The organism is Aerococcus christensenii, from assembly GCF_001543105.1.
Classification (GTDB): domain Bacteria; phylum Bacillota; class Bacilli; order Lactobacillales; family Aerococcaceae; genus Aerococcus; species Aerococcus christensenii.
On sequence record NZ_CP014159.1, the window covers coordinates 884,406 to 908,433 of the forward strand.

Sequence of the window (24,028 nt, forward strand, 5' to 3'; positions counted from 1 at the left end):
ACTTTAAGGAGAGGTTAAAATACAAAGGGCATGCAAAGAACAACATCAAACCCTAGCCAGATAGCGGGTAAAAAAGGTAACTTGAGGGTAGAAAGTTTGTAACCTAATCCCCACATTCCGAAGAAAACAGCGACCATCAGTCCGCTACTTACTAACAAAAGCAGCGAAAATTGCATCGGGGACAGAATAAAGCTTAAGATCAAGAGACATTTTATATCTGCTCCTCCGATTTTTGAATGATTTCCTTTAGAGAGAAAGAAAAAAAGAAGCGTTAAGCCTCCCGCTAACAACAGGTGACTATAGATTTTTTCAGAAGAAATAGTTTGAAAAAAAGAAAAGAGAGCTAGAATAGCTAGTAAAACTTGCCATCTGTCGGGCACTATAAGGGTTGTGAGATCACTGATAGCCATGATAAATAAAAGAATATGTATCAGGGTAATAAGAAAGAAATTGGGAAAGTTCAAAAGAATAAGAAAAGGGGTTATCAAGGCAAAGGTGATTTCTGCGAGGGGATAAATTGGAGAGAGAGGATGGTGACAAAAAGCACACCGCCCTTTTTGGAAATAATAGGAAAGTATGGGAATGAGGTGCCTGAATTTGAGAGGAGTATGACAATAGTCACAGTGAGACCTCCCTAAGATAAAAGAGGTGTTATTGAGCGTGCGTTGGGCGACAACGACAAAAAATGAAGCCAAAATACTAGAGAAAATAAAAAGTCGAAGGGCTGTGAAAAGCATAAGAAGAACCTCCTGTTGGCAAAGTTGGGTGGCGTCATTAAATAGATCCGTTGAAAAAGTCTTATTTTTCTACTTTGAAGATATGTAAAAGGAGGTAGTGAATCTTTTGGAGAAAGGAATGAGTATTTTATAAGAATGAAATTTTAGAAAAAACTTGCTATTTTCTAAAGCAGAGTGATATAATAACTTAGTCGTTGAATGTTATCGGAAATGTTACTTGACTAAGGACTAAATAAGTGATAAAATAAAACAGTTGTCTGATAAGTATGAAACGGAGAATTAGCTCAGCTGGGAGAGCATCTGCCTTACAAGCAGAGGGTCGGGGGTTCGAGCCCCTCATTCTCCATCATGATTCGTTAGCTCAGTCGGTAGAGCATCTGACTTTTAATCAGAGGGTCGGGAGTTCGAGCCTCCCACGGATCATATTTGCGGAAGTAGTTCAGTGGTAGAACATCACCTTGCCAAGGTGGGGGTCGCGGGTTCGAATCCCGTCTTCCGCTTTACCGAAAGGTATCTTATTTTTATATGCCGGGGTGGCGGAACTGGCAGACGCACGGGACTTAAAATCCCGCGGTGGTTAAACACCGTACCGGTTCGATTCCGGTCCTCGGCATATTAAGCACCCATGGCTCAACTGGATAGAGTACTTGACTACGAATCAAGCGGTTGCAGGTTCGAATCCTGCTGGGTGCATTGTTCGGGAAATAGCTCAGCTTGGTAGAGCACTTGGTTTGGGACCAAGGGGTCGCAGGTTCGAATCCTGTTTTCCCGATTGAGAAAGCGCCGTAAGTGAGCGCTTTTTGTTTTATAGCGGGAAGTAGCTCAGCTTGGTAGAGCACTACGTTCGGGACGTAGGGGTCGTCGGTTCGAATCCGGTCTTCCCGATTCAAAAGCAAGGCATAGTAGGCCTTGCTTTTTTTAGACTTAGGCATTCTTTGATTTGAACTTAGAATATAAATATAAATATGGTACGATAAGAGTACAAGGAGTGGGAAAATATGGATTATCGAATTATAGGACTACAAAATGAGCAGCAGTACCGATGGGTAAAGCAGCAAATAGAACGTTTAAATACCACCTATCATTTAGCTATTAAGATAAATGAAGATGTTGTTTCTGTCGAAGATGAAGCAAGGGAAGAATTATTGCAACGTATTTTAAGTTTTGAGCAGTTAACGATGATTCCTAATAAAGAAACAAAGTTGAAAAAAGTTTTTTCACTTCGTGCAGATACCCATCAAGGGACCTTAAAACGTATGCGGTTAGTGCTACTAGTTAATGCATTTTTTACTGTTTTTGAAGCGATATTTGGGTTAGCTTTGAATAGTGCGGCTATTTTCTCAGATGCTATTCATGATTCTGGAGATGTCCTCTCTATAGGGATTGCTTGGTTCTTTGAAAAACTATCCACTAAAAAAGCGAATGACATGTATTCCTACGGCTATTGGAGATTTTCTCTGTTAGGGGGCTTAGTGACAGCCATTGTATTATTAGTGGGCTCTTTGATTATTATAGTAACCTCACTTCCTAAGGTGATTCATCCAGAAGTTGTGAATGTCACAGGAATGTTTTGGGTTTCTATTTTTGCAATTCTTGTAAATGGCTATTGTACCTACCTATTAATGCGTGGGGAATCCTCCAATGAAAATTTATTAAATATTCATTCTTGGGAAGATGTTTTAGGATGGCTGGCTATTTTGATAATGAGTATTGTTTTGAAATTTAGTAATTGGTATTTTTTAGATCCCTTACTTTCCATTGGAATCGCGGTGTGGATTATCAAGCATACTTTGCCTGAAATATTAAAAATTTCGAAAATCTTCCTTCAGGCAGTCCCTGATGATATTGATATTAAAGAATTACGTTATGCCTTACTGGATTTGCCAGAAGTCGATGGCATTTCACATTTACATATTTGGTCTATCGATGGGCAGAGACACATGGCTTCTGTGATGGTAGCCACTTGTCGGTTAAGTGTAGAAGCTCAGAGCCAATTAAAACAAGAAATTCGAGATATTGTAGTGGCTTATCATATTGTACACATTACCATTGATGTGGTGGTTGATCCTGATCATATGATTCAAGTCTAAAAAAGAAAACGGTAGTAGGGAAAATGATTGACCTCACGCCGTTTTTTTCGTATTATAAAGTTATAATAGTCAAAGAAAGTCAACTTGAAAATGGAGTAGAGTTGATTAATAAGTAAAGGGGTGTCATAATGAATCGAAACATGTCTGATATCATTGAGGAATATTTAAAAAATGTTTTAAAAGATACGGAACATATTGAAATTCGGCGAAGTGAGATTGCGGACCAATTTGAGTGTGTTCCTTCTCAAATTAACTATGTCATTAATACGCGCTTTACACCTAAACAAGGGTACCACGTAGAAAGTAAGCGTGGAGGCGGCGGATATATTCGTATTATGAAGCTAAATATGGTAGACGAAGCAGATTATATTGATCGAATGATTCGCTTAGTGGATGATCGAGTTTCTTTGAGAGATGCGACAGCTATTTTAAATAATTTAGTGAAGAATGAGATCTTATTGGAGAGTGAAGCACATATTATGCATTCCGCCATTGACAAAGTGGTGATGGATAATTTTCAAGAACCGGATCGTGTGCGGGCAATTATTTTGAAAAATATGCTTGATCGGTTAAAATATACGTAAAATAATTTTTGGAGGACTTGGGGATGAGTGAAAATTATACAGAAAAGGCAAAACAAGCTTTAGAACTAGCGGCTAATGAGGCTCAATATTTTAAACAAAATGCTGTAGGGACAGAGCATCTCTTGCTTGGCCTTTACCAAGAATCAGAAGGCGTTGCCCATGCGGTTCTCAAAAATTATTTATCGAGTTATGAAGAAGTTCGTGAGGAAGTAGAATGTGTAGCTGGAAGAGGGACAAGTGATTCCATTAGAGATGCTGGTGGTAAAATACGGTATACGCCCCGCTTAAATAAGGTGCTTTATCAGGCGATGACTTTCTCTGAAGAATTAAAAAGTTCATTAATTGGAACAGAACATTTACTACTTGCCTTGTTAGATGAGGATTTACTGGCTAATCGCATTCTAAAGAATATGAATGTTGAACGGGAAACTTTGCGTAAAGAAATCTATAGGATGCTTAGACGTAAGGAACCTGTTCACGTGAGAGACGGACAATCTGCGACTAAAGCGGCTCAAAAGCCATCTATTTTAGAAAGCCTAACGAAAGATATGACCAAAGCTTGCTCTGAAGGAAAGATAGATCCCGTAATCGGACGGCAGAATGAAATCCGACGGGTGATGCAGTGTTTAAGCCGGCGTACTCAAAATAACCCTGTTTTAGTAGGAGAACCTGGCGTAGGAAAGACAGCTATTGTGGAAGGAGTAGCCCAATCTATTAGTCAAGGTACGGCTCCGGATAAGCTGTCAACCAAGCGAATTTTATGGCTAGATATGGGCGCTTTGGTGGCAGGAACAAAATACCGTGGGGAATTCGAAGACCGTATGAAAAATATGATCTATGAATTGGAAGAAAATAAGGATATTATTTTATTCATTGATGAACTGCATACCATTATTGGTGCGGGAGGTGCAGAGGGGTCAATTGATGCTTCGAACCTTTTAAAACCTGCTTTAAGCCGGGGACAAGTGCAATTGATTGGAGCGACTACACTGAATGAATATCAAAAATATATCGAAAAAGATACGGCTTTAGAGCGACGCTTTGGGAAAATTTTAGTAGAGGAACCTAGCCAAGATGAAAGTATTTCGATTTTGAAGGGGATTCGACCAGCCTACGAAAAATTTCACCGTGTAAATATTACAGATGAAGCGGTTGAAGCCTCGGTTCGCTTATCTAGTCGCTATCTTCAAGACCGCTTCTTACCTGATAAGGCTATTGATGTGATGGATGAAGCGGCTGCAACGAAACGCCTCAATACTAAAGGAAAGAAAAAAGGAAATGACCTTTATCAGTTACAAAAAGATATTGAACGCTTAAAGCAAGCCAAAGAAGCAGCGGTAATTGAGCAAAAATTTCAAAAAGCATCCAAACTTTATCATCAGCAACTGGAATTAGAGCAAAAGTTTGCGAAGGCTAAAGAAGGAACGGATGAATCCTCAGAACCATTTGCTATCAGTATCGGTCGAAAAGAAATAGAAGCTTTATTATCAACGTGGACTGGTATTCCGCTAGAGCAACTGAGTCAAAAAGAAAATGAAAAATTAAAACACCTTGAGGAAAATTTACATCGTCGGGTGAAGGGACAGGAAGATGCAGTGAATGCGGTCAGTCGAGCAGTTAAGCGTGTGAGAAGTGGACTCACACAAGGCAACCGTCCGATTGGATCCTTCATGTTCTTAGGCCCTACAGGAGTAGGGAAAACAGAATTAGCTAAAGCCCTTGCTGAGAATTTATTTGGATCTGAACGGGCCTTGATTCGCTTAGATATGTCTGAATACATGGAAAAATATTCTTCAAGTCGTATGATCGGCTCTGCGCCTGGCTATGTAGGATTTGAAGAAGGGGGACAACTGACGGAAAAAATTCGTCAGCATCCTTATGCAGTTGTTTTGTTTGATGAAATAGAAAAGGCACATCCGGATGTGTTTGATCTTCTTTTACAAGTCTTGGATGATGGCTATATTACAGATAGTAAGGGAAGAAAGGTCGACTTTAAAAATACGATTATTATCATGACTTCTAATGTGGGTGTGAGAGAACTTCAAGATCAAAAGACAGTCGGTTTTACGCAAGAGCAAGTGCACTCGGACTACAAAGCCATGAAATCTCAGGTGATGAATTCTTTGAAGAAACGCTTTCGCCCAGAATTTTTGAATCGTGTGGATGAAATTTTAGTTTTCCACGCTTTAACTGAGAACCACTTAAAAGAAATTGTGCATAAATTTACGCAAGCTCTGGTTGCTCAATGTGAGCACCAAGGCATTCGTCTTCGTTTAACGCCAAAGGTAATAGAAAAATTAGCTAAAGAGGGCTATCAACCAGATCTAGGGGCACGTCCGCTTCGTCGGTTGATTCAACGGAAGATTGAAGATCCGATAAGTGAGGGAATTATAGACCAAGTGATTAGCAGAGGAGATCATGTCCAAATTGGAAGTCAAAAGGGAGAGTTTTACCTTCGGGTGAGTCATCCAGATGGGACTAAGTCTGTCATTAAAATAGATCAATAAAAAGTAGGTTGAAGGAGAGGATAAAATGAAAACAGCAACTAAAATTGGGCTACTGGCTTTAGGAAGTGCAGCAGCGATGGTAGCCATCGTAGCGATGACGCTCCATGAAGAAGATAACCAAGAGAGATTGAGTCAAGCTTTAGAAGATTTATCAGATCGTATGCAAAAAGAAAAGAAACGATTGACTGAGAAAGTTGAACGATTAGATTTGCCAAATTTCTTTGAGTAAGAATAGGGAGAATAAAAGGGTAACGGATGTTTACCCTTTTATTCTGCGAGGATTAATGTTGGAGAGGAGGGGGAAGGTTGAAAAAAGAAGAGTATTTTATGCGCTTGGCGATAGAAGAGGCGAAGAAAGCTGCTGATCAAGAGGAAGTCCCGATAGGAGCCATTGCGGTGTATCAAGATCAAGTGATTGGGAGGGGTTATAATTTAAGAGAGCGGACGAATGATGCCACGAGTCATGCAGAAATGCAAGCTATTCGTGGAGCCAATCAATTTTTGAATAATTGGCGGTTAAGGGATGTGGACCTTTATGTGACCTTAGAACCTTGCAGTATGTGTGCAGGAGCTATTGTCTTAAGTCGAATACGCTGTGTTTATTATGGAGCGAGTGATCCCAAAGCAGGCGCCGCAGGAAGCTTGATGAATTTGCTGCAAGATGATCGTTTAAATCACGCGTGCGAAGTGGTAAGTGGTGTTTTAAAAGAAGAAAATCAAAAACTTCTCAAAGATTTTTTTAAAGACTTGCGTAAAAAAAGAAAAATAAATTCCAGAAAACATCTTCGATAGCTCGATGAGACAAGAGAGAAAGGCGTTAAGAGAAAGACCTTTTCTGGAAGAATAGCTTTGATCTTGCTTTTTAAGCAAAGTCTGCTATAATTATTGATGTCGAAAGACCATATGACAAGGGTAGCTGTGTGAACCGAGTCAGATCCGGAAGGAAGCAGCTATAAGCATTAGCTGCCTTGTGTTGTATGTTAATAGGAAGTTGAGTCGGGACTTGAAACTCGGCTTTTTTTATTGCCTTTTGATTTCAGCAAGTTTACTGAAAGAAGACGAAGCTGGAGCTAGGATATCTGATAAAATTTGGTATAATAATAAGGATGAATAAAAGGAGAGGGGGAAGACCTTTGACTTACCAAGCTTTATATCGAAAGTGGCGCCCTCAGCGTTTTGAAGAAATTGTGGGTCAAGAAGCGGTCTCTAAAACTTTAAGTCATGCGATTGCCCAAGGAAGGCCTAGTCACGCTTATTTATTTTGTGGGCCTAGGGGGACTGGGAAGACAAGCGCTGCTAAAATTTTTTCGAAAGCTATTAATTGTCCGCATTCGACTGCAGGGGAGCCCTGTAACCAATGCGTTATTTGTAAGGCTATTACAGAAGGCAGTCTAAGTGATGTGATTGAAATCGATGCGGCCTCCAATAATGGGGTAGAAGAAATTCGAGATATTCGTGACAAAGTCAGGTATACTCCGACAGAAGCTCTTTATAAAGTTTATATTATTGATGAAGTTCATATGTTATCTACCGGAGCTTTTAATGCTTTACTCAAAACATTAGAAGAGCCTCCTCAAAATGTGATTTTTATTCTAGCGACCACAGAAGCGCATAAAATCCCTGCTACCGTTATTTCTAGAACGCAACGTTTTGACTTTAAACGATTGAGTAAGTCGGCTTTAGTGGGACGAATGGCTTATATTTTGGATCAAGAGAAAGTTTCTTACGAAGAAGAAGCTTTAACCATTATTGCGCAAGAAGCGAATGGGGGAATGAGAGATGCCTTAAGTTTGCTAGATCAAGTCCTCTCATTTTCTCAAGGACAGTTAACAGTAGAACTGACGAGACAAGTGACAGGGGTATTAAGTGATGAAATGAAAATTACCTATGTGGAAGCCTTAGCCAATGGTGAAGTAGATCGGTCGCTTGGATTACTTCGGGAGATTTTGGCTTCAGGAAGAGAAGCCGGTCGGTTCATTGAAGAAATGTTGGTTTTTATTCGCGACCTCTTGTTAGCACAGCAACTTTCCCATACAGGAGAAAGTGAATTATTGAGACACTATCCAGAAGCCTTTCATCAATGTGCTCAGGCTATTTCGGGAGACAATTTGTATCAAATGATGCAAGTCTTTAATGACGTCAAGCAAGATCTGCGCTATACCCTTCAACCGGATATTTATCTTGAAGTCGCTACGATTAAACTGGGACAAGGCCTTCAGCTGTCTTCTTCAAGCAGCTCACAAGAATGGGAGCAATTGCAAGAAGAAGTCGTTCAATTAAAACAAATGGTTCATAGCCTTCAAGCTTCTTTGCAAGCCACTGGCGAAGAGAGAAGAGAAGAGACTCATCCTGTGCAGGAAAAGGCAACAGGTGCGAATAAATTATCGACTGGAAAAACCTTTGAGCCGGATTATGCGCTTATCTATCAGACCCTTTCTCAAGCAACGAAAATGAATCGTAATCGAATTTTGAGTGTTTGGCCAGAAGTGATCTCCGCTCTCCCTACTGTTCAACAGGCACTTCTCCATCAAACAGAACCTGTTGCAGCAAGCCCGGATGCATTTGTGGTCACCTTTGATTATGCTATTTTTTGTCAGAGGGTTCATGAAGACAAGAGCTTGCTTCAAGAAGTGAGTCGATTAATCCAACAATTTTTAGGACGTCCAGGGTGGCTATTAGTAGTGACTAAAGAGCAATGGCAAGAAGTTCGACAAACTTATGTGTCTGCTTTAAAAGAAGGACGCCAAGAAGAGTTAGTTGGGGTTGTGAAGACAGAAACGCCTCCCAAAGAAGAATCAGAAGAACTTCCAGAATCAGTAGAAGATACAGTGAGTCAGCCTTTAATTGATTTGTTTGGGGAAGACCAAGTGACGATTATGGATGATTAAAAAGAAAGAGGAATACAAATGAATAACATGATGAATATGCAAAAGATGCTAAAAGAAGCAAAAAAAATGCAAGCTAAGTTAGAAGAAAGTCAAAAAGAATTAGAAAAACAAACTTTCGAAGGGCACGAACCTTCTGGCATGATCCAAGTGACTGTTGGGGGAGATCGAACCCTCAAAGCGATGACCATTAAACCTGAAGTGGTTGATCCAGAAGATATTGATATGTTGGTTGATTTAGTGATTACAGCAGTGAATGATGGTTTGAGTCAAGTGGAAAGGGCGCAAGAACAAAAAATGGGGAACTTAACCAAAGGCTTCCCTGGCTTCTAAAGCAACCAATAAAGGGGGACTTGAAGTCGCCCTTTTCTTTTAGGAAGGAGGAATTCTATGCAATATCCTGAACCGATTGCGCGGTTAATTGAGAGCTTTAAATATTTACCAGGGATAGGAGCTAAGACGGCAGCTCGGTTAGCCTTTTATGTTCTAACAATGCCAGATGAACAAGTGAAAGATTTCGCCCAGGCTTTGAAGGCAGTGAAAGAAAAAATGAGGTATTGTTCTCAATGTGGCAATGTCACGGATGAAGATCCTTGTTGGATTTGCCAAGATACAAGTCGAAACGCCAGTGAGATTATGGTAGTAGAAGATACTCAAGACGTGATGGCCATGGAGAGAATGCGTAATTATCACGGCCGATATCATGTCTTACATGGTGTCCTTTCCCCTATTGAAGGAACAGGACCTGAGGATTTAAACATTCGTTCTTTGTTGACGCGTTTACAGGATTCGACGATTCAAGAAGTAATTCTAGCCACAAATGCTACGGCTGAAGGCGAGGCTACAGCGACTTATCTTGCTCGCCTCATTAAACCGGCGGGGATTAAAGTGACGCGGTTAGCCTATGGGTTATCTGTGGGGAGCGATATTGAATATGCTGACGAGATGACCTTACAACGGGCGATTGATGGGAGACGGCAAGTGTAGGAAGGAAGAATCGTATGCGAGGAGTATTTATTACAGTAGAAGGGCCAGATGGAGCAGGGAAAACCACACTTATTGAAGGACTTATGGAAAAACTTCAAGGAAATTTACGGTGCCCCTTAGTTTTTAGTCGGGAACCCGGTGGGGAAGCGATTGCTGAACAGATTCGATCAATTATTTTAGATACAGCGAATACGGCGATGGATAAACGAGCAGAAGCTTTGTTGTATGCCGCTAGTCGTAGACAGCATTTGGTGGGGAAAATTTTACCCGCTTTAGAGGCTGGCTCTTTTGTTCTCTGTGATCGTTTCGTTGACTCTTCTTTTGCTTATCAAGGCTATGGCAGGCAAATTGGAGGAGATGAGGTTTTAGAATTGAATCAATTTGCAACTGAAGGCTTACAAGCTGATCTGACCTTGTACTGTGATTTACCAGCAGAAGAGGGAATTCGCCGGATTACTGAATACAGGAGTCAGGAAAATAACCGTTTAGATCGAGAATCCATGGCTTTCCATCACCGAGTGGTAGAAGGTTATCAAGAACTTTTGCGACGGTATCCTGATCGAATAATAGCTATTGATGCCCAAAAAAGCCCGCAAGAAATGCTTCAGCAGGCTTTAGAAGCTCTTTATCAGCGGTACCCTACGTATTTTAAATTAAAGGATTAGAGAGTATGAATGAGCAGTTTTCTATTTTAAAAAAGCAACCCTTCCTTGCTCACGCCATGCGGAGAGTTCTTCAAGCGGATAAATTAGCACATGCCTATCTTTTAGAAGGCGCTAAAGAAGCTGGACAGGAAGAGATGGCTCTGTTTTTGGCTGCAGGTGTTTTTTGCATGAGCGAGCAAAGCCCTTGTGGAGAGTGTCCGATTTGTCAGCGTATTCTCCAGAGAGATTATGGGGATTTGGAGTGGATGACCAGTGAAGAGAGTACCATTAAGATCGATCAGATCCGTGATTTGAAACGAGATCTAAGTTTAACGGGGATGGAAGGCAATCAACGCGTATTTGTGATTGAGCAAGCGGAAAAAATGACGGTTCAAGCCGCTAATAGTTTACTAAAATTTTTAGAAGAGCCGCATGCCTCCGTATATATTTTCCTTTTGACCTGTCAAAGAGAAGCGATTTTGCCAACGATCCAGTCACGTTGTCAGATCTTACATTTCGTGCCCTTGTCTTTGGAAAAGCAGGTACAAGTTTTGATGGAAGAGGGAATAGGTCAGGAAAGAGCTTTGATTTTAAGTCATATGAGTTATGACGTTGAAAAAGCAAAAGCTTTGAATGAAGACGAAATCTTCAATAAAAGCTTGCAATTGCTTCAAACTTGGCTCCCCCTTATTTTACGGAAGGATCCTCGAGCCTTTATTATGGTGACTACAGATTGGATGAAATTGACAAAGAAACGTGAAGAGATCAGTCAGTTACTTCAATTGATGGGACTTTTTTTAAGAGATATGCTGTTAGTTGCAGCTCAAGGAGAAGACGCACAAGCCCATTTAATTCAAGCGAATCACTATGATAACTACCTTCAAACTATTCAAAGGTATCGAGAAGAAAATATCCTTCAGCTCATTCAATTGCTTCCCAAAGCTCAGCGGATGTTAAAGAGTCATGTGAGTCCACAAGCCGTTTTAGAAAATTTAGTTTTGAAAGCTTTTGCGATTAAAAACTAAAAGCTCTTTATTCTTCTTCTAGAAGAAATTGTTGGGTGAAATCTGGAGTCAGAGCTCGAGAAAATTCCAAATGGAAACCGACAGAATGAAAGCCTAAAGAAAGGTAAAGTTTTTCAGCGATGCTGTCGGTATCGGTCACTAGGATGAGTTGTTTATTTTGAGTATTTGCTTGTTGAAAGAGCTGATGGAGGATCGTTTTAGCTAATCCTTTTCTTCGATAAGCAGGTGCAACGGTCAGATGATCAATTTCTAAGTAATCTTTGGATTGAATAATTTGAACCGTCGCTAAGATTTGTTTGGAGCGGGAGTCTCTACAAAAATAAGAAATAATAGTTTTCTTTTGAAAACGTTCCTTATAGATAGCTTGCATTTCTTGGGTATACGCGCTCCCTTGCGTGCGATCGAAGAGAACTTGGAAATCTAGAAAGTCCTGTTGGTCTTGTGTGTTGGATACCCTTGAAAGCTGGATGGGAGTATAAAAAGTAGACGGCTGTTGATAATCTTTGGGGCGTAAGATCATCAAAGAAGAGATGGCTAAAACGTAATGGGCTTCTTCTAAGTAATCAAGAAGGTCTTGATCAATGCCGGTCGACATAGGAAGATGAATAGCTATATTTTTAAGATGCAGTTCTTCTGCGTAATCCATAAACTGTTCTTCTAATAAGAACCACTCCTCACAAGTAGGGGTAAAGTGTAATTGAAAAAAATTCTGATTGATCACATGTGGGGTATGTTGGTTCCCTAGAAATTCGTAAAGGTCATTATCTTCGTAATGACTTAAATCATGATGGATCATTGAAAAATCTATCATTAAAAATTCACTCCTATCTTTCTTGTTATAGAATAAGCTTCTTTGGAAGTGGGAACAAGACATTTTTTAATAGGAAAATAAAGTTTTAATAGGAAGCTACTCGTTCAAATTGAAATATGTTAGAATAAGATTTGAGTTTAAGATGCGGTGCATATAATTTTTTAAGGAATGATAAGATGGATACCAAGGATTTGGCAAAGCGATTAAGTCTTTTGAGTGAGCAACTCGATCATATGCGTCAAGAAATGGATGAATTAATTGATATCTGGGGACAAGTGCTAGTCAAAAATCAAGACTTACAGATGGAAAATCACTATTTACGCGAGCGTGTGAATCAGTTAAACAATGAAGAAGGGGAAGAAAAGGGGGAAGGATCTTCTTCCCAATTACGGTCTCCTGCTTTACAAAATTTACTCAATATTTATGAAGATGGCTATCATATCTGTAATATTTCTTACGGACAAAGGCGTGAAAATGCTGAGCAGTGTATGTTTTGCTTAGACATTTTGTATGGTATGGAGGAGAAAAGATCATAGAAAAAGAAAGTTCATTATTAAAACGAGAAAATGAGCGGATTGACCAAATGATTCAATTTGACCGCCAAATTATTCAAAGTGATGATACATTTGCTTTATCTACGGATACTTTGTTTCTGGCTTATTTTGCACGGGTGAGACGAAGGTCCAAACAGAAAATTGTCGATTTTTGTTCTGGAAACGGAGCACTTCCACTGTTGTTGTCTTCGTGGACAGCAGCGCCTATTTTTGGAGTCGAAATTCAAGAAGATTTAGCAGATATGTCTAGGAGGTCCGTTCAGCTCAATGGATTAGGCGAACAAATTCAGATAATAACGGCAAACATCCGTGTTATTGAAAACTATTTTCAAAGAGAAAGTATGGATTTGATTACTTGTAATCCCCCCTATTTTAAGGTCTATCCTGATTCTTGGATTAATCCGAATGACAAGAAAGCGTTGGCACGTCATGAACTGACCATGACATTGGAAGATATTTTTGCCAAGGCTTTTTATTTGTTAAAAGATAGGGGAAGATTATGCGTTGTCCATCGACCGGAACGTTTGACAGAATTAATTGTGAATGGAAGTAAGTATCATTTAGTGCCTAAGCGGATTCGGTTGGTTTATCCTAAGCCCAACAAGTCATCGAATATGGTCTTAATAGATTTTATTAAAAATGGAAAAGAAAAAGGATTAGATATTCTCCCGCCTTTGTATGTTTATCAAGAAGACGGCAGTTATAGTCTAGAAGTTCAGGGTTATTTAGATGGGACTTGTCGATGAAACGATATTATATGTATGTTTTAGTGTGCGCAGATGGCACTTTATATACAGGCTATACGAGTGACCTTGAACGACGTGAGCGAGAGCATCAAACAGGAAACGGAGCAAAATATACGCGCCCAGCTTATCGAAGACCTTGTCGAATGATTTATTCTGCTTCATATGCCACGAAGACCTTAGCTATGAAAGCAGAATATCGCTTTAAGCAACTTTCTAGAAAAGAAAAAGAAGCGCGTTTAAAAGCAGAAGGAGTCCAAGGATTTGGGGTTACTCCTAAATATAAAAGAGTGGATACCTGGAAAGATGAGGAGGAGTAAGGGTGTATCAGCAAAAAAGTTATCAGCAACTATCAGATGAAGGGAGACTCTATCTAGTGCCTACCCCTATTGGCAATTTAGAGGATATGACCTTCCGCGCGGTGCAATGTTTAAAAGATTGCGACCTGATTTTAGCAGAAGATACGCGCCACACTCAGAAGTTATTGAATCATTTTCAAATTAAGACTCCCCAAAAGAGCTTTCATAAATATAATACAGAAGAACGGATTCCTGAAATTTTAGCTCTGATATCTGAAGGCAAGAAAATTGCACAAGTGAGTGATGCGGGGATGCCTGTTATTTCAGATCCAGGGAGTGAATTAGTGGCTAGGTGTTGTCAAGAAGGAATGACAGTGATTCCTTTGCCTGGAGCTAATGCTAGCTTAACAGGACTAATCGCAAGTGGCCTGAAAGCAGACTGTTTTACTTTTATAGGCTTCCTACCGAGAAAACAAAAAGAGCGGTTGGAACGATTAGAGACTTTTCAAAATTCAGAAGCTACAATGATGTTTTATGAATCTCCTTTTCGTTTACTCCAAACTTTAAAAGATTGTCAAACAGTGTATGGCTCTGAGCGACAAGCGGTGGTAGTTAGAGAGTTGACCAAACAATACGAGGAATTTAATCGTGGAAGTTTAGAGGAATTGGTAGCATATTTTGAAGAACAGTCTCAAATTAAAGGCGAAATTTCTTTCTATGTGGCAGGAAATCCTCACCCAACGACAAAGGATAAGATGATTCAATCTTCCTTGGATCATCTCTCTTTAAAAGAACAAGTAGATTGGTGGATGAAAAAAGAAGACTTAACGACTAAAGAAGCCATAAAAAAAGTCGCTAAACAGACTCAGCTAAAAAAACAAGAAGTCTATTGCGCCTATCATGAATTGAATAAATCAAATTAGATAATGTTAAGATATAAGGGGGTTCCCTTTATCTAATGGTAATACATGGAAAATAATAGAATGGGGGAATATAATGTTAAAAGAATTTAAGGAGTTTATGGCACGTGGCAACGTGGTCGATTTAGCTATCGGTGTTGTTATGGGGACTGCTTTTACAGCAATTGTCAATTCAATTGTTAAAGATTTAATCACGCCCCTCATTGGCGTTATTATGGGAAATATTGATTTGTCAGGCTATAAGCTAGTTTTAGCTGGGGCGACTTTTGGAATTGGAAATTTTATCAATGCAGTGATCTCTTTCTTAGTAATTTCTTTAGTCTTATTTCTTATTATCAAAGTGACGAGTCGCTTTAAGAAACTTGAAGAATCCACAGTGGAAGCGCTTAAACCGAGTCAAGAAGAAGTTTTACTGACTGAAATTCGGGATTTATTAAAAAATAAATAATTTGAGCACAAAAAAGCAGGTAATGATTAAGGACTACCTGCTTTTTTGTATTATTCTAAAATTTTTTGAATATAATTTTTAGGATCATAATCTGTCCAGTCCATAGAAAGAGTGTTTTGAGTAATTAAGTGCGCTAACTCATGACCAATAAGTGGGCCTGTAGTGAGGCCGCTTGAACCTAAACCAGAGGCGACGAAGAGATGAGGAAATTCGGGAACAGGACCATAGAATGGAGAAAAATCGCGAGTATAAGCACGCGTCCCTACTTTTATTTCCACATAGTTGTTTAAGAGAAAGTGAGGAAAAAGGTGAGACATTGTGTTAAAAATTTCAGATAAGGCTTCAGGCTGAACGTGTTGATCAAAATCTTGGTCATTTTCATGCGTGGCACCCAGATAAAGCAGATTATTTTGATGAGGAATGATATCTGTTTCCCCTTCTGGCATAATTAAAGGCCAAGAATGGGAAGTTGTGGTTCGATATACAGCTAACTGCCCTTTTTGTGGGTGAACATCTACTTTGAAGTGGTGAGGGGTTAGCAAGTCTCCCAACCAAGCCCCAGCCGCTAATAGGACACGATCAAAAGACTCTCCTTGAACAGTGATCGATTGAGCAGATATTTTGTCGATGACAGCTTTTGTAGGATGGTAGATTAAACCGTTGGAGAAGCTGGCGCGAAGAAGATCTTGACAGAGCATTTCACCATCAATAACAGCAGCACCTGATTCAATAGCAATAATATCATGGGGGTAGTGCCAGTCAGATAGAATAGCGGTTTGTTGAGTAGGAGATAATTTCTTTATTTTACCGATAAGAGGAGCGTTTGCTTTTCGTTGGGTTGCTAAAGCGATAAGATCATCAATGAGTTGGGGACGCCTTTTGAGAAGCCAAGTTGGGCGTGATTGATAGGCTTTACTGGTAGTGCCAGTCTTTTGAAGATCTTTCATTAATTGCGGGTAGAAGTGAGCTCCCGCATTCGCCAATCGGTACCATGCTTTATTTCGACGTTTAGAGAACCACGGACAAATAATTCCTGCTGAAGCTTTGGTTGCTTGTCCATGACCATCATCATAGAGGGTGACTGTATATTGTTGATTTTGAGTGAGATAGAAAGCGGCGACAGAGCCGACAATTCCTCCTCCGATAACAGCGATTTTCATCAGTGTTTCTCCTTCTTTTGAACGATTTGTTGGGATGTTTTTTCTTTTTTAGCCGTTTTCCGGTAATTTTTACGATTAATAAGGGGCATGTGGAGGATTGTTTGCCGCAGAGAGGTTTTTGGGTGAGAAAATAGAGGATTTTTTGCATAAGTAGAGTTCTCTTCTCTAAGAGATAGTTTATTAGGTGAAGAAACTTGAGTGAGCCATCGATCTAAGTGCGTGTCAATCCCTAAATAAGGGAGAATCCGATGAGGCAAAAGACCAGTTAAGAGCATCGCCCAAACAAGCCAAACAGGGAAACGGATAATGAAAATATTATAATACAAAGAAAAGTAAGGGACGATCGCGATCAGAAACAATAAGAGACCTATTAGCAGTAAATAGCACCAGTTAAATCGTTTGTACCAGTGCAACCCATAATAGCTTTGACGCGTGAATTGAAAAACAAAAAAAACAAGTATGATGACCAATAAGAGTTCCAAAATTAAACCCAGTAAGCTAATAGCTACAGGCATATTTAATCCTGCTGTAAAGGAAGAATAATTTAGCCATCCCATAGTGAAGAGATAGATAGAGTCAATACTAAAAACAGTCACTAAGAAGAGAATAAGATAATCGCGATAAAGAGTAGGGGTGTCGTGGATCCTAGGAATTTGGCAATGCTGCAAAATTTGACGACCGTACGAGGAAGCGTCTGCATGGAACATGTATTTAGGTAGCAAATTCTGCACTTGTCCTTCAGATAGGCGATGAAGGAGTTTTTGAAGTTCTTGTTCGATCAGCAATTGAGGCCCAGCTTCTGTATAAAGATAAGCTTGGCAGGCGAAAAAATATTCTTGCCAAGGGGACTCTAATTTTTTAGCGATCGTTTGATTTTCCTGATAGAGTTGTTTTTCTTTAGAAAAGTTTTTTTCTGAGGGTGTGGATAATTCAGTAGAAACTCCTTTTTTTAATCGGTTCCAAAAATTTGACATAATGATACTCCTTTTGAATACTAAGTCTATTTTACTGGATTTTTGTTCAAATATCTACTTTGTAGAAACATAATGTCTATCATTCAGAGACCATAGCTGTTTATTGGTTGTTTGCAAAAACGAGCCGTATAAAAGCATGGGAATGAGCGGTTTTCTTGTGAGGTGATAGCAAAGGATGATTTGAGGAACACGTATGGCCATTGATTAATTCAAGAACAGGCTAAAAAAGTAAGTCGTATCGCTTGAATTTAATTTTTTTCAAATAGATGGATAGTAAACAAAAAGGATGGCATGGTGTTACATAGTCGCTTTACCCAAGAGGGACGTATAAACAATCAAAAAGAAGATCGCTAGTCGCTTAAGATAATTGAGTATGGCGCATTTGGTTGGAATAAGATCAAAGGAACAGTGACGATTCCAAAGAGTGTAATCTCGGTGCATACAGGCGATTTTCTCGCTAACGAAATTGAAAAAGTGGTTTTTGAAGGCGTGATTGACATCAACGGCAAAGAACATGAGAACGATGATAAGCCGTATTACCTTGCGGCATTGGAAGTGTTGCGTTCCAAGGCAATAAGATCAAGGAAATTGTGCTCAAGGACAGTCTAGCGAAGTACAACTTTGCCCCATCCAATAATCCCAAAAAAGGCGATTCTGTATTTGACAATCAGAATCCTGGAACGTTCACTATCGAAGTTGGAGAAGAGTACAAAAGGCCTATTAAAATTAAGAACGGCAGCAAGAATCAGAGTATTAGTGTAGCGGAAGGATTCAAAGAAAATGACACTCCTGTACCAATTGATCAGTCATCTTACTTTAAGAAGAATAAAGAAGGAAAATATATAGCAATAAAATCTGACACACTTGAAGGTCAGTGCCTGTTTTACGATATGATTGACAACAAGTTTAGAATACTTGGTATTTCAAATTTTACCTACAAGATTGTTCCAAAAACTAAGGTATTCAAGGTTACCTTTGTAAATGGCGATGATAACAATTATGCTTCTGCGCGGGTAAAAGAGGGTAAAAGCATTGCGGATAAGAGTGTTGCAGGTCAGGCTATGCCAACTGATCCTACGAAAAAAGGCTATACGTTCAAAGCGTGGAGTACGGATCAGACGGGTAAAGATAAGAATAAAATATTTACGAATGCGACCGAAGTTAAAAGCGATATGACCGTTTATGCTATATACAGTTTAAACGCAATGGTTCTGAATCAAGCACCGACTCTTACACTGCAGAATAAAACTATTACAGAGGGTGATACTTTGGATTTGAAGAGCCTTGTCGTTTCTGCCGCAGATGCGGAGGATCATGACTTAAAAGACAAGGTTCAAGTTGTTAATACGAGTGGGTTTGATACGACAAAACCTGGTGTCTATACAGTAACGTTTAAGGTAACCGATAGCGGGATGGCGAGTGTAACGAAGTCTGTCACCGTGGATGTTAAGAAAAAGCAACCACCAAAGCCGAAACCTGAGCCAACACCCGCTCCAATCCCAACACCGAAGCCACAACAAGAGCCGAAAACGTTGCGGAGAAAGACACCTGTAGAGCAAGAGAAAACGGAAAATAGAGAGCAACCGCTTCTTCAATCTAAGCCGTTACATGAAAAATTACCGAACACGGGAGCATCTAGCATGGGGGTGCTCTTACTGTCTGCGTTAGGATTTTTCATGGCAGGATTTGTCAGCGTAGGAGATCGCCAAAAGAAGAACGAATCGAAATTGCCGAAGTGATTGTCAGTATTAAAAGAAGAAGTCAATTAGCTAAAGATGATCTCAGTTGAATAGGGAGTCATCTTTTTCGTTGGGAGAAAGCTATAGCACACAGAAATTTGTTATCTTATCTTTCACGAGTTAGGAGCTCTGTATTTCTTATTTACAAAATAATATTGAAAAAAGAAAAGGAATATGCTAAAATTTTGCATTAAATACCTTAACAGTTAAAGAATAGGAGGAGTCAGAGAATGAATGGAAATCAACGTTATACCGCTATTGAACCATCGGCGATTAGAGAGTACGCAGAAGCTTTTGCTAAAGTAGAAGGTTTGTTGCCTTTTACGATTGGAGAACCCGATTTGAATGTTCCCCAAGCGGTAAAAGTTGCTGTTAAAGACGCGATGGATAGGAATCAAACGCACTATGCCCCTTCTCAAGGACTTCTGGCTTTAAGAGAAGTTATTTCTGAGTATTTTCAACGAAATCAAGCGTTAAATTTAAAACCTGAAAATATTATTATTACCAATGGAGTTACGGAAGCCTTAAATGTGGGGATGGATATTTTCTTGAATCATGGAGATAAGGTGCTGGTTCCTGCGCCCTTTTTTGGATTGTATGAAACGATTATCTCTCTAAGAGGAGGAATCCCTGTTAGGATAGATACAAGTCAAACCCATTATCAGTTGACCCCTGAATTGCTAGAAAAAAATTTAAAAAAACATCCAGAAACAAAGCTGGTCTTATTAAATTATCCTAACAATCCCATTGGTAACACTTATACAGAAGAAGAAATAAAAGCCCTAGCTGCCGTGATTAAGCGGCATAAAATTTATGTGGTAAGCGATGAAATTTATTCTAGCCTTTCTTATGACTCGCCTCATTATTCCATTTTTAATGAAATTCCAGAGCAAACGCTTTATCTTAATGGCCCGTCTAAGTCTTATGCGATGACAGGCGCTCGGATTGGGTTTATTCATTTGCCAGATGATTATGTAGGTAAGGGAATTGTGGGGCATCAGGCTTTAGTGACCTGTGTGTCTACTCCTGAACAGTATGGGGCGATCGCTGCTTACGAAAGATGCGATGATGTTGTTTTGGCTTATAGGGATGAATTTAGCCGAAGAAGAGAGCTTTTACTTCGGGAACTGCCAGCAATGGGGATAGAATTTATTCGCCCTTCTGGTGCTTTTTATCTTTTTATGAAAGTTCCTGAACTGTATCAAGATGATGATCACCAATTCGCTCTTGATTTAGCGAACAAGGCTAAAATAGGGGTGATTCCTGGAAGAGCATTTGGAGGCGATTACGGAAAAGGATATGTTCGCTTTTCATATGCTTCTTCCTATGCTTCCATTCAAGAAGGCTTAGAACGTTTAAGAAAATTCATAAAAAATTTGTAAAATAGAAAAAGCTCTCTAAGGACTTGAAGTATCCCTTCTATTTAGGAATGAACTACTTTTTGGAAGGAATTCAAGAACTTTGAGAGTTTTTTTGTTAAGAAGGAGAGTCCTTTTTGGGACTGTCCACTAATTTCCCGGTTTTGGTCATGGCGTGAATGGCGTCGAGAGTGGGAGCAAATAAGTTGATATGGTCATGATTTTTTCCGTAATAAAGTTCATTAGGGAAGTAAAGGCGTTCATCGCCAAGTTCTTGACCAGTCAACGCTCGAATCAGTTGGCTAGCTTTTGAAAGTTCAACGATATGTCCATCTCTTTCCAATAATTCAATTTGAGTGCGAGGGTTCTTTTTGTTAGGATCATACAAGTCGTAGGGAAGATCGTAAGAAGAATTCGTGAGAATGTAGTATTTACTATCGTAACCGAGGGATTCAATTTCTTGCGTAATTTCTTGTAAAGCTTCCACTTGATCCTTAGAAGAATAGGTAACGGATTTAAAAGGTTTCCGATTAATAAAGCGATTAGCGAGATCAGTGAGGATTGCGTCGTCACTTGTCGCTAACCACTGTTGGAAGTAAGTGCGCATAACGCCATCATCTAATCTTAAGTAATCTTCTAAGCCCCATTCGTCTTTGAGAAAAGGTATAAGGAAAGGAGACGACATTTGGAAATAAGAGGGATTTTTTTCATAGAGATCCTTGGCTCTTTTAAGCAGAGAGTGGAGGATCATTTCCATGGCGCGAGAAACGGGATGGAAGTAAACTTGCATGTACATTTGATACCGACTAACGAGATAGTCTTCAATGGCATGCATGCCTGCATAGTCGAAAATGATGCCGCCTTGATAAGGACGCATGACCCGAAGAATCCGGTTAATATCGAAGTTCCCGTAATGGACACCTGTAAAATAGGAATCTCTTAAGAGGTAGTCCATTCGATCTGCATCACATTGACTGGAAATCAATTGAACGACTTGTGGATTGGAGTAAGTATGATTAATCACTGCAGCGACTTTATTGGGAAAATCGGGCGATACTTGGAGTAAAATTCGGTTAATTTCAGTATCTGGAGAAGTGATCAGTTGACGCGTGATGGCTTCATGGTCTGTGTCGAATAACTTTTCAAAGGTATGGGAAAAAGCCCCGTGACCGACATCGTGAAGGAGGGCGGAGCAGATAAGGACGAGACGTTCTTTATTGTCCCATAAACCATCTCCAGGCATTTGATTTGGGTAAGAATAATTGAACATATCCGCGATCCGCCGAGCGATTTCATAGACGCCTAAACAATGCGCAAAACGATTATGGACGGCTCCGTGGAAAGTAAAGCTCGTTGTTCCAAGTTGATTAATTCGACGCAAACGTTGAAATTCGCGAGTATTAATGAGGTCGAGAATAATGGAATCTTGGATATGAATATGTCCGTGCACCGGGTCTCGAAAAACTTTTTCGCGATCACGAGGGATAGGAGTTACTAATGTCATAAAATCACAACCTTTCAGGGAAGAGACGTTCATTTCTCTTATTCATGCGAGATAACTGAGTTTGGATGCCCTCTTTACTCAAGCTGTTTAAATCAATACTCGTAATGGTGTGGTTCACTTCTTTATCAAGAATAGAGAGGAGTCCTTCTGTCACTGCGTCACTTTGGGCAAGAGAAGGAATAGTGTCTCCTAGATTGGACATGGAGTCCGGGAAAATTTGTGGATAAGGAGAGTTTTCTACCTGGTCGCTTCGACCGAGCTTATAAAAGGTTTGAACAGTTTGCCCGCGAAAGGTTTGATCGCCGTTTAGAGAGAGATAAATATAGATACCGATTGCTTGTCCGATTCGTCTTTGTGCAATGCCGGCAATTTTTTTGCCGTTGAGAGATACATCAAATTTCCCTGGGCAATAAGAATGGGTGACTTCACCTGGAGTAAGAATTTGACCGAAAGGCTTGAGGAGTGTTTGAAAGAGATCTACCATAAGTTGATAAGCCTCATCTATAGTTGGCCGTTTTTTGCCTGGAAGCATTAATAAGGTATAGTTCACTACGCCTGGCTCACTAATAACAGCTAATCCGCCAGCCGGTCTAACAACTACTTGATAGGGGGTATTTTGTTTTAGCCACTCTAAGGCGATAGGGAGAGAAGGTAAGCGGGTATCTTGCATGCCTAAAATAATTTCTGGATCTGTAGGCCAAGTGTGAAGAATGAGGCGATAAGGAATGTCTCTTTTATTCATAGCGGTTAATAGGTAATCATCAATGGCAAAAGGAAGATGGGGTGTTAAGTGGGAATAATGGGCAGTAATTTCTCCCACCTCTAGCGTTTTAAAGGGTGTAAAATAATCTTGAAAAAGCATGAGCAACCTCCTTATAATATTCGTACATAAGTATAGCATAAAGTGAGAAGAAACACGTGTAGAAAGGGAAGGATTTTGCCATGAGACAAGGAGGAAAGAATGGAAGTTATTAAAGAACGTGTTAAAATAGTAGGGAAAAATCAGATTCGTCAAGATGAGGAACAAGAAGTGATTCCTTTTTCAAGCCTTGGAACGATTTATATCCATGAGCAAGCTATTTTTTTGACTTTTGAAATGGAAGATGCGAGTGGGAAACATGACATTCGGATGAAATTAGCTAAAGACAAGCAATCTGCAGAAATTGTTCGAAGTAATAATATGGGGAAATTAAAATTACCATTGGTTTTAGGGAAAGATCAGACCTTTACTTACGCTTTAGCTGGGGTTGGACAATTAGCCTTGCAAAGTCGATTAAATGCTTTGGAAGTAGAGGGGGACGAAGGACAAGGAAGGGTAGTTTGCCAATATGATTTATCGGATCCCTATAAGAAAGCCATTGGGAAGTATCAATTAGAATTGCAATATTGGCGTGAAGTAGTGTAGAATAGGTAGAGTACCTTTATAGAGAATAAAGATTTTTTGAAAGGATGACGGTGGAGTGAATTTAGCACGTCTAGATCATCAAAATAAAAATGAGTTATCAATGATTGAAGTCGCTTATGAAATTTTGGCAGAAAGTAATCAAGTATATGATTTTAATGACTTATTAGCTGAAATTCAAAATTATTTAAGTTTAAGTGATGATCAAATTGCTGAGCAGATGGTAACTTTTTATACAGAATTGAATACAGATGGAAGTTTTATTTCGTTAGGTGAAAATAGATGGGGACTCAGAGCTTGGTATGCGATTGATGCGATTAACGAAGCTATCGTAGCCTCTATCGATGATGATGATTTAAAAGCTCAACATAAGGCGAAACGTCGTAAGAAAGCAAATGCGTTTAACGAGGACATGATTGATTACAACGATGATGACTACGACGAAGATTATAACGAAGGTAGAGAAGCTATGGATGAGGATAGCGATGATGAAGAAGATAATGAATTAAAAGATTACAAAATGGATCTTGAAGAATTAGGCGATGACGCTCCTGAAGAAGCTTTAGAGGATGGCTTAGAAGGAGATCTTACTATTATTAGTGAAGACGACTTAGAAGAATCCAGTGAAGACGACTTCTAAAAGAGAACATAAGGATG

25 protein-coding genes, 7 tRNA genes and 1 other RNA gene are annotated in these 24,028 nt (G+C 39.6%); 27 read left to right on the forward strand and 6 right to left on the reverse strand.

What is annotated here, in order from left to right; genetic code table 11:
• Window positions 1-14: 14 nt before the first annotated feature.
• Window positions 15-737 (reverse strand): prepilin peptidase, encoded by a 723-nt coding sequence (locus AWM71_RS08670; RefSeq protein WP_060776780.1) that lies wholly within the window; start codon window positions 735-737, stop codon window positions 15-17.
• Between the two features lie 273 nt (window positions 738-1,010).
• Here AWM71_RS08670 and AWM71_RS04115 point away from each other — a divergent pair.
• The 18 genes from AWM71_RS04115 to holB all read left to right on the forward strand — a co-directional run bounded on the left by AWM71_RS04115 (window position 1,011) and on the right by holB (window position 11,459).
• Window positions 1,011-1,083, forward strand: a tRNA-Val gene (locus tag AWM71_RS04115).
• A 4-nt stretch (window positions 1,084-1,087) separates the two neighbouring features.
• A tRNA-Lys gene (locus AWM71_RS04120) sits at window positions 1,088-1,160 on the forward strand.
• Between the two features lie 5 nt (window positions 1,161-1,165).
• Window positions 1,166-1,237 (forward strand) — tRNA-Gly (locus AWM71_RS04125).
• Between the two features lie 27 nt (window positions 1,238-1,264).
• A tRNA-Leu gene (locus tag AWM71_RS04130) sits at window positions 1,265-1,350 on the forward strand.
• Between the two features lie 6 nt (window positions 1,351-1,356).
• A tRNA-Arg gene (locus tag AWM71_RS04135) sits at window positions 1,357-1,430 on the forward strand.
• Window positions 1,431-1,435: 5 nt separating this feature from the next.
• Window positions 1,436-1,509, forward strand: a tRNA-Pro gene (locus AWM71_RS04140).
• 39 nt (window positions 1,510-1,548) lie between these two features.
• Window positions 1,549-1,622 (forward strand) — tRNA-Pro (locus tag AWM71_RS04145).
• Between the two features lie 113 nt (window positions 1,623-1,735).
• Window positions 1,736-2,827, forward strand: a complete 1,092-nt coding sequence (locus AWM71_RS04150) for a cation diffusion facilitator family transporter (protein WP_060776781.1) — start codon at window positions 1,736-1,738, stop codon at window positions 2,825-2,827.
• Between the two features lie 125 nt (window positions 2,828-2,952).
• Entirely contained in the window at window positions 2,953-3,411 is a 459-nt protein-coding gene (locus tag AWM71_RS04155) for a CtsR family transcriptional regulator (protein ID WP_101660589.1), read from the forward strand.
• 23 nt (window positions 3,412-3,434) lie between these two features.
• The gene (locus AWM71_RS04160) at window positions 3,435-5,918 is read left to right on the forward strand and encodes an ATP-dependent Clp protease ATP-binding subunit (RefSeq protein ID WP_060776783.1); all 2,484 of its coding nucleotides are present in this window, start codon (window positions 3,435-3,437) and stop codon (window positions 5,916-5,918) included.
• Window positions 5,919-5,943: 25 nt separating this feature from the next.
• Window positions 5,944-6,147: a hypothetical protein gene (locus tag AWM71_RS04165; protein WP_060776784.1), complete on the forward strand. Its 204-nt coding sequence runs from the start codon at window positions 5,944-5,946 to the stop codon at window positions 6,145-6,147.
• A gap of 77 nt (window positions 6,148-6,224) precedes the next feature.
• A complete protein-coding gene (tadA, locus tag AWM71_RS04170) occupies window positions 6,225-6,710 on the forward strand; it encodes a tRNA adenosine(34) deaminase TadA (protein ID WP_082632678.1) in 486 nt (161 codons plus the stop codon).
• 105 nt (window positions 6,711-6,815) lie between these two features.
• An RNA gene (gene ffs, locus AWM71_RS04175) (signal recognition particle sRNA small type) lies at window positions 6,816-6,904 on the forward strand.
• Window positions 6,905-7,051: 147 nt separating this feature from the next.
• Window positions 7,052-8,806, forward strand: coding sequence for a DNA polymerase III subunit gamma/tau (dnaX, locus tag AWM71_RS04180; protein WP_082632677.1), 1,755 nt, complete (start codon window positions 7,052-7,054; stop codon window positions 8,804-8,806).
• Between the two features lie 27 nt (window positions 8,807-8,833).
• Entirely contained in the window at window positions 8,834-9,136 is a 303-nt protein-coding gene (locus tag AWM71_RS04185; protein ID WP_060936298.1) for a YbaB/EbfC family nucleoid-associated protein, read from the forward strand.
• A 57-nt stretch (window positions 9,137-9,193) separates the two neighbouring features.
• On the forward strand, window positions 9,194-9,790 hold the full coding sequence (gene recR / locus AWM71_RS04190; protein WP_060776787.1) for a recombination mediator RecR: 597 nt from the start codon (window positions 9,194-9,196) through the stop codon (window positions 9,788-9,790).
• Window positions 9,791-9,804: 14 nt separating this feature from the next.
• Window positions 9,805-10,455 (forward strand): dTMP kinase, encoded by a 651-nt coding sequence (gene tmk / locus AWM71_RS04195; protein ID WP_060776788.1) that lies wholly within the window; start codon window positions 9,805-9,807, stop codon window positions 10,453-10,455.
• A 5-nt stretch (window positions 10,456-10,460) separates the two neighbouring features.
• Window positions 10,461-11,459: a DNA polymerase III subunit delta' gene (holB, locus tag AWM71_RS04200; protein ID WP_060776789.1), complete on the forward strand. Its 999-nt coding sequence runs from the start codon at window positions 10,461-10,463 to the stop codon at window positions 11,457-11,459.
• A 7-nt stretch (window positions 11,460-11,466) separates the two neighbouring features.
• Here holB and AWM71_RS04205 read toward each other — a convergent pair whose 3' ends face one another.
• A complete protein-coding gene (locus AWM71_RS04205; RefSeq protein ID WP_060776790.1) occupies window positions 11,467-12,270 on the reverse strand; it encodes a GNAT family N-acetyltransferase in 804 nt (267 codons plus the stop codon).
• Window positions 12,271-12,446: 176 nt separating this feature from the next.
• On the opposite strand from AWM71_RS04205, the gene AWM71_RS04210 reads away from it, so the two are divergent.
• The 5 genes from AWM71_RS04210 (at window position 12,447) to mscL (ending at window position 15,234) form a co-directional block, all read left to right on the forward strand.
• Window positions 12,447-12,806, forward strand: coding sequence for a DNA replication initiation control protein YabA (locus AWM71_RS04210; protein WP_060776791.1), 360 nt, complete (start codon window positions 12,447-12,449; stop codon window positions 12,804-12,806).
• Complete coding sequence (locus tag AWM71_RS04215) at window positions 12,764-13,570, forward strand: tRNA1(Val) (adenine(37)-N6)-methyltransferase (RefSeq protein ID WP_231723609.1); 807 nt, start codon at window positions 12,764-12,766, stop codon at window positions 13,568-13,570. The genes AWM71_RS04210 and AWM71_RS04215 overlap by 43 nt, the downstream gene beginning before the upstream one ends.
• On the forward strand, window positions 13,567-13,887 hold the full coding sequence (locus AWM71_RS04220) for a GIY-YIG nuclease family protein (protein ID WP_060776793.1): 321 nt from the start codon (window positions 13,567-13,569) through the stop codon (window positions 13,885-13,887). Before AWM71_RS04215 ends, AWM71_RS04220 begins: the two co-directional genes overlap by 4 nt.
• Window positions 13,888-13,889: 2 nt before the next feature.
• Entirely contained in the window at window positions 13,890-14,789 is a 900-nt protein-coding gene (rsmI, locus tag AWM71_RS04225; protein ID WP_060776794.1) for a 16S rRNA (cytidine(1402)-2'-O)-methyltransferase, read from the forward strand.
• A 73-nt stretch (window positions 14,790-14,862) separates the two neighbouring features.
• Window positions 14,863-15,234: a large conductance mechanosensitive channel protein MscL gene (gene mscL / locus AWM71_RS04230; protein ID WP_060776795.1), complete on the forward strand. Its 372-nt coding sequence runs from the start codon at window positions 14,863-14,865 to the stop codon at window positions 15,232-15,234.
• Between the two features lie 50 nt (window positions 15,235-15,284).
• Here the strand turns inward: mscL and AWM71_RS04235 are convergent, their stop codons facing one another.
• Together AWM71_RS04235 and AWM71_RS04240 are read right to left on the reverse strand one after the other, a co-directional pair.
• Complete coding sequence (locus AWM71_RS04235; protein WP_060776796.1) at window positions 15,285-16,394, reverse strand: NAD(P)/FAD-dependent oxidoreductase; 1,110 nt, start codon at window positions 16,392-16,394, stop codon at window positions 15,285-15,287.
• Window positions 16,394-17,368, reverse strand: a complete 975-nt coding sequence (locus tag AWM71_RS04240; protein WP_060776797.1) for a hypothetical protein — start codon at window positions 17,366-17,368, stop codon at window positions 16,394-16,396. Before AWM71_RS04240 ends, AWM71_RS04235 begins: the two co-directional genes overlap by 1 nt.
• Before the next feature lie 590 nt (window positions 17,369-17,958).
• Between AWM71_RS04240 and AWM71_RS07915 the strand changes: the two genes are divergently transcribed.
• Complete coding sequence (locus AWM71_RS07915; protein ID WP_201783949.1) at window positions 17,959-19,107, forward strand: InlB B-repeat-containing protein; 1,149 nt, start codon at window positions 17,959-17,961, stop codon at window positions 19,105-19,107.
• A 230-nt stretch (window positions 19,108-19,337) separates the two neighbouring features.
• Window positions 19,338-20,489, forward strand: a complete 1,152-nt coding sequence (locus AWM71_RS04250; protein ID WP_060776798.1) for a pyridoxal phosphate-dependent aminotransferase — start codon at window positions 19,338-19,340, stop codon at window positions 20,487-20,489.
• Between the two features lie 94 nt (window positions 20,490-20,583).
• Here AWM71_RS04250 and AWM71_RS04255 read toward each other — a convergent pair whose 3' ends face one another.
• Window positions 20,584-21,969, reverse strand: a complete 1,386-nt coding sequence (locus tag AWM71_RS04255) for an HD domain-containing protein (RefSeq protein ID WP_060776799.1) — start codon at window positions 21,967-21,969, stop codon at window positions 20,584-20,586.
• A 4-nt stretch (window positions 21,970-21,973) separates the two neighbouring features.
• Window positions 21,974-22,831: a lipoate--protein ligase family protein gene (locus tag AWM71_RS04260; protein WP_060776800.1), complete on the reverse strand. Its 858-nt coding sequence runs from the start codon at window positions 22,829-22,831 to the stop codon at window positions 21,974-21,976.
• Window positions 22,832-22,930: 99 nt separating this feature from the next.
• Here AWM71_RS04260 and AWM71_RS04265 point away from each other — a divergent pair, with 99 nt between their 5' ends.
• Both AWM71_RS04265 and rpoE read left to right on the forward strand, forming a co-directional pair.
• The gene (locus AWM71_RS04265; RefSeq protein ID WP_060776801.1) at window positions 22,931-23,374 is read left to right on the forward strand and encodes a DUF1934 family protein; all 444 of its coding nucleotides are present in this window, start codon (window positions 22,931-22,933) and stop codon (window positions 23,372-23,374) included.
• A 55-nt stretch (window positions 23,375-23,429) separates the two neighbouring features.
• Window positions 23,430-24,011, forward strand: coding sequence for a DNA-directed RNA polymerase subunit delta (gene rpoE / locus AWM71_RS04270; protein ID WP_231723607.1), 582 nt, complete (start codon window positions 23,430-23,432; stop codon window positions 24,009-24,011).
• The last annotated feature ends 17 nt before the right edge of the window (window positions 24,012-24,028 follow it).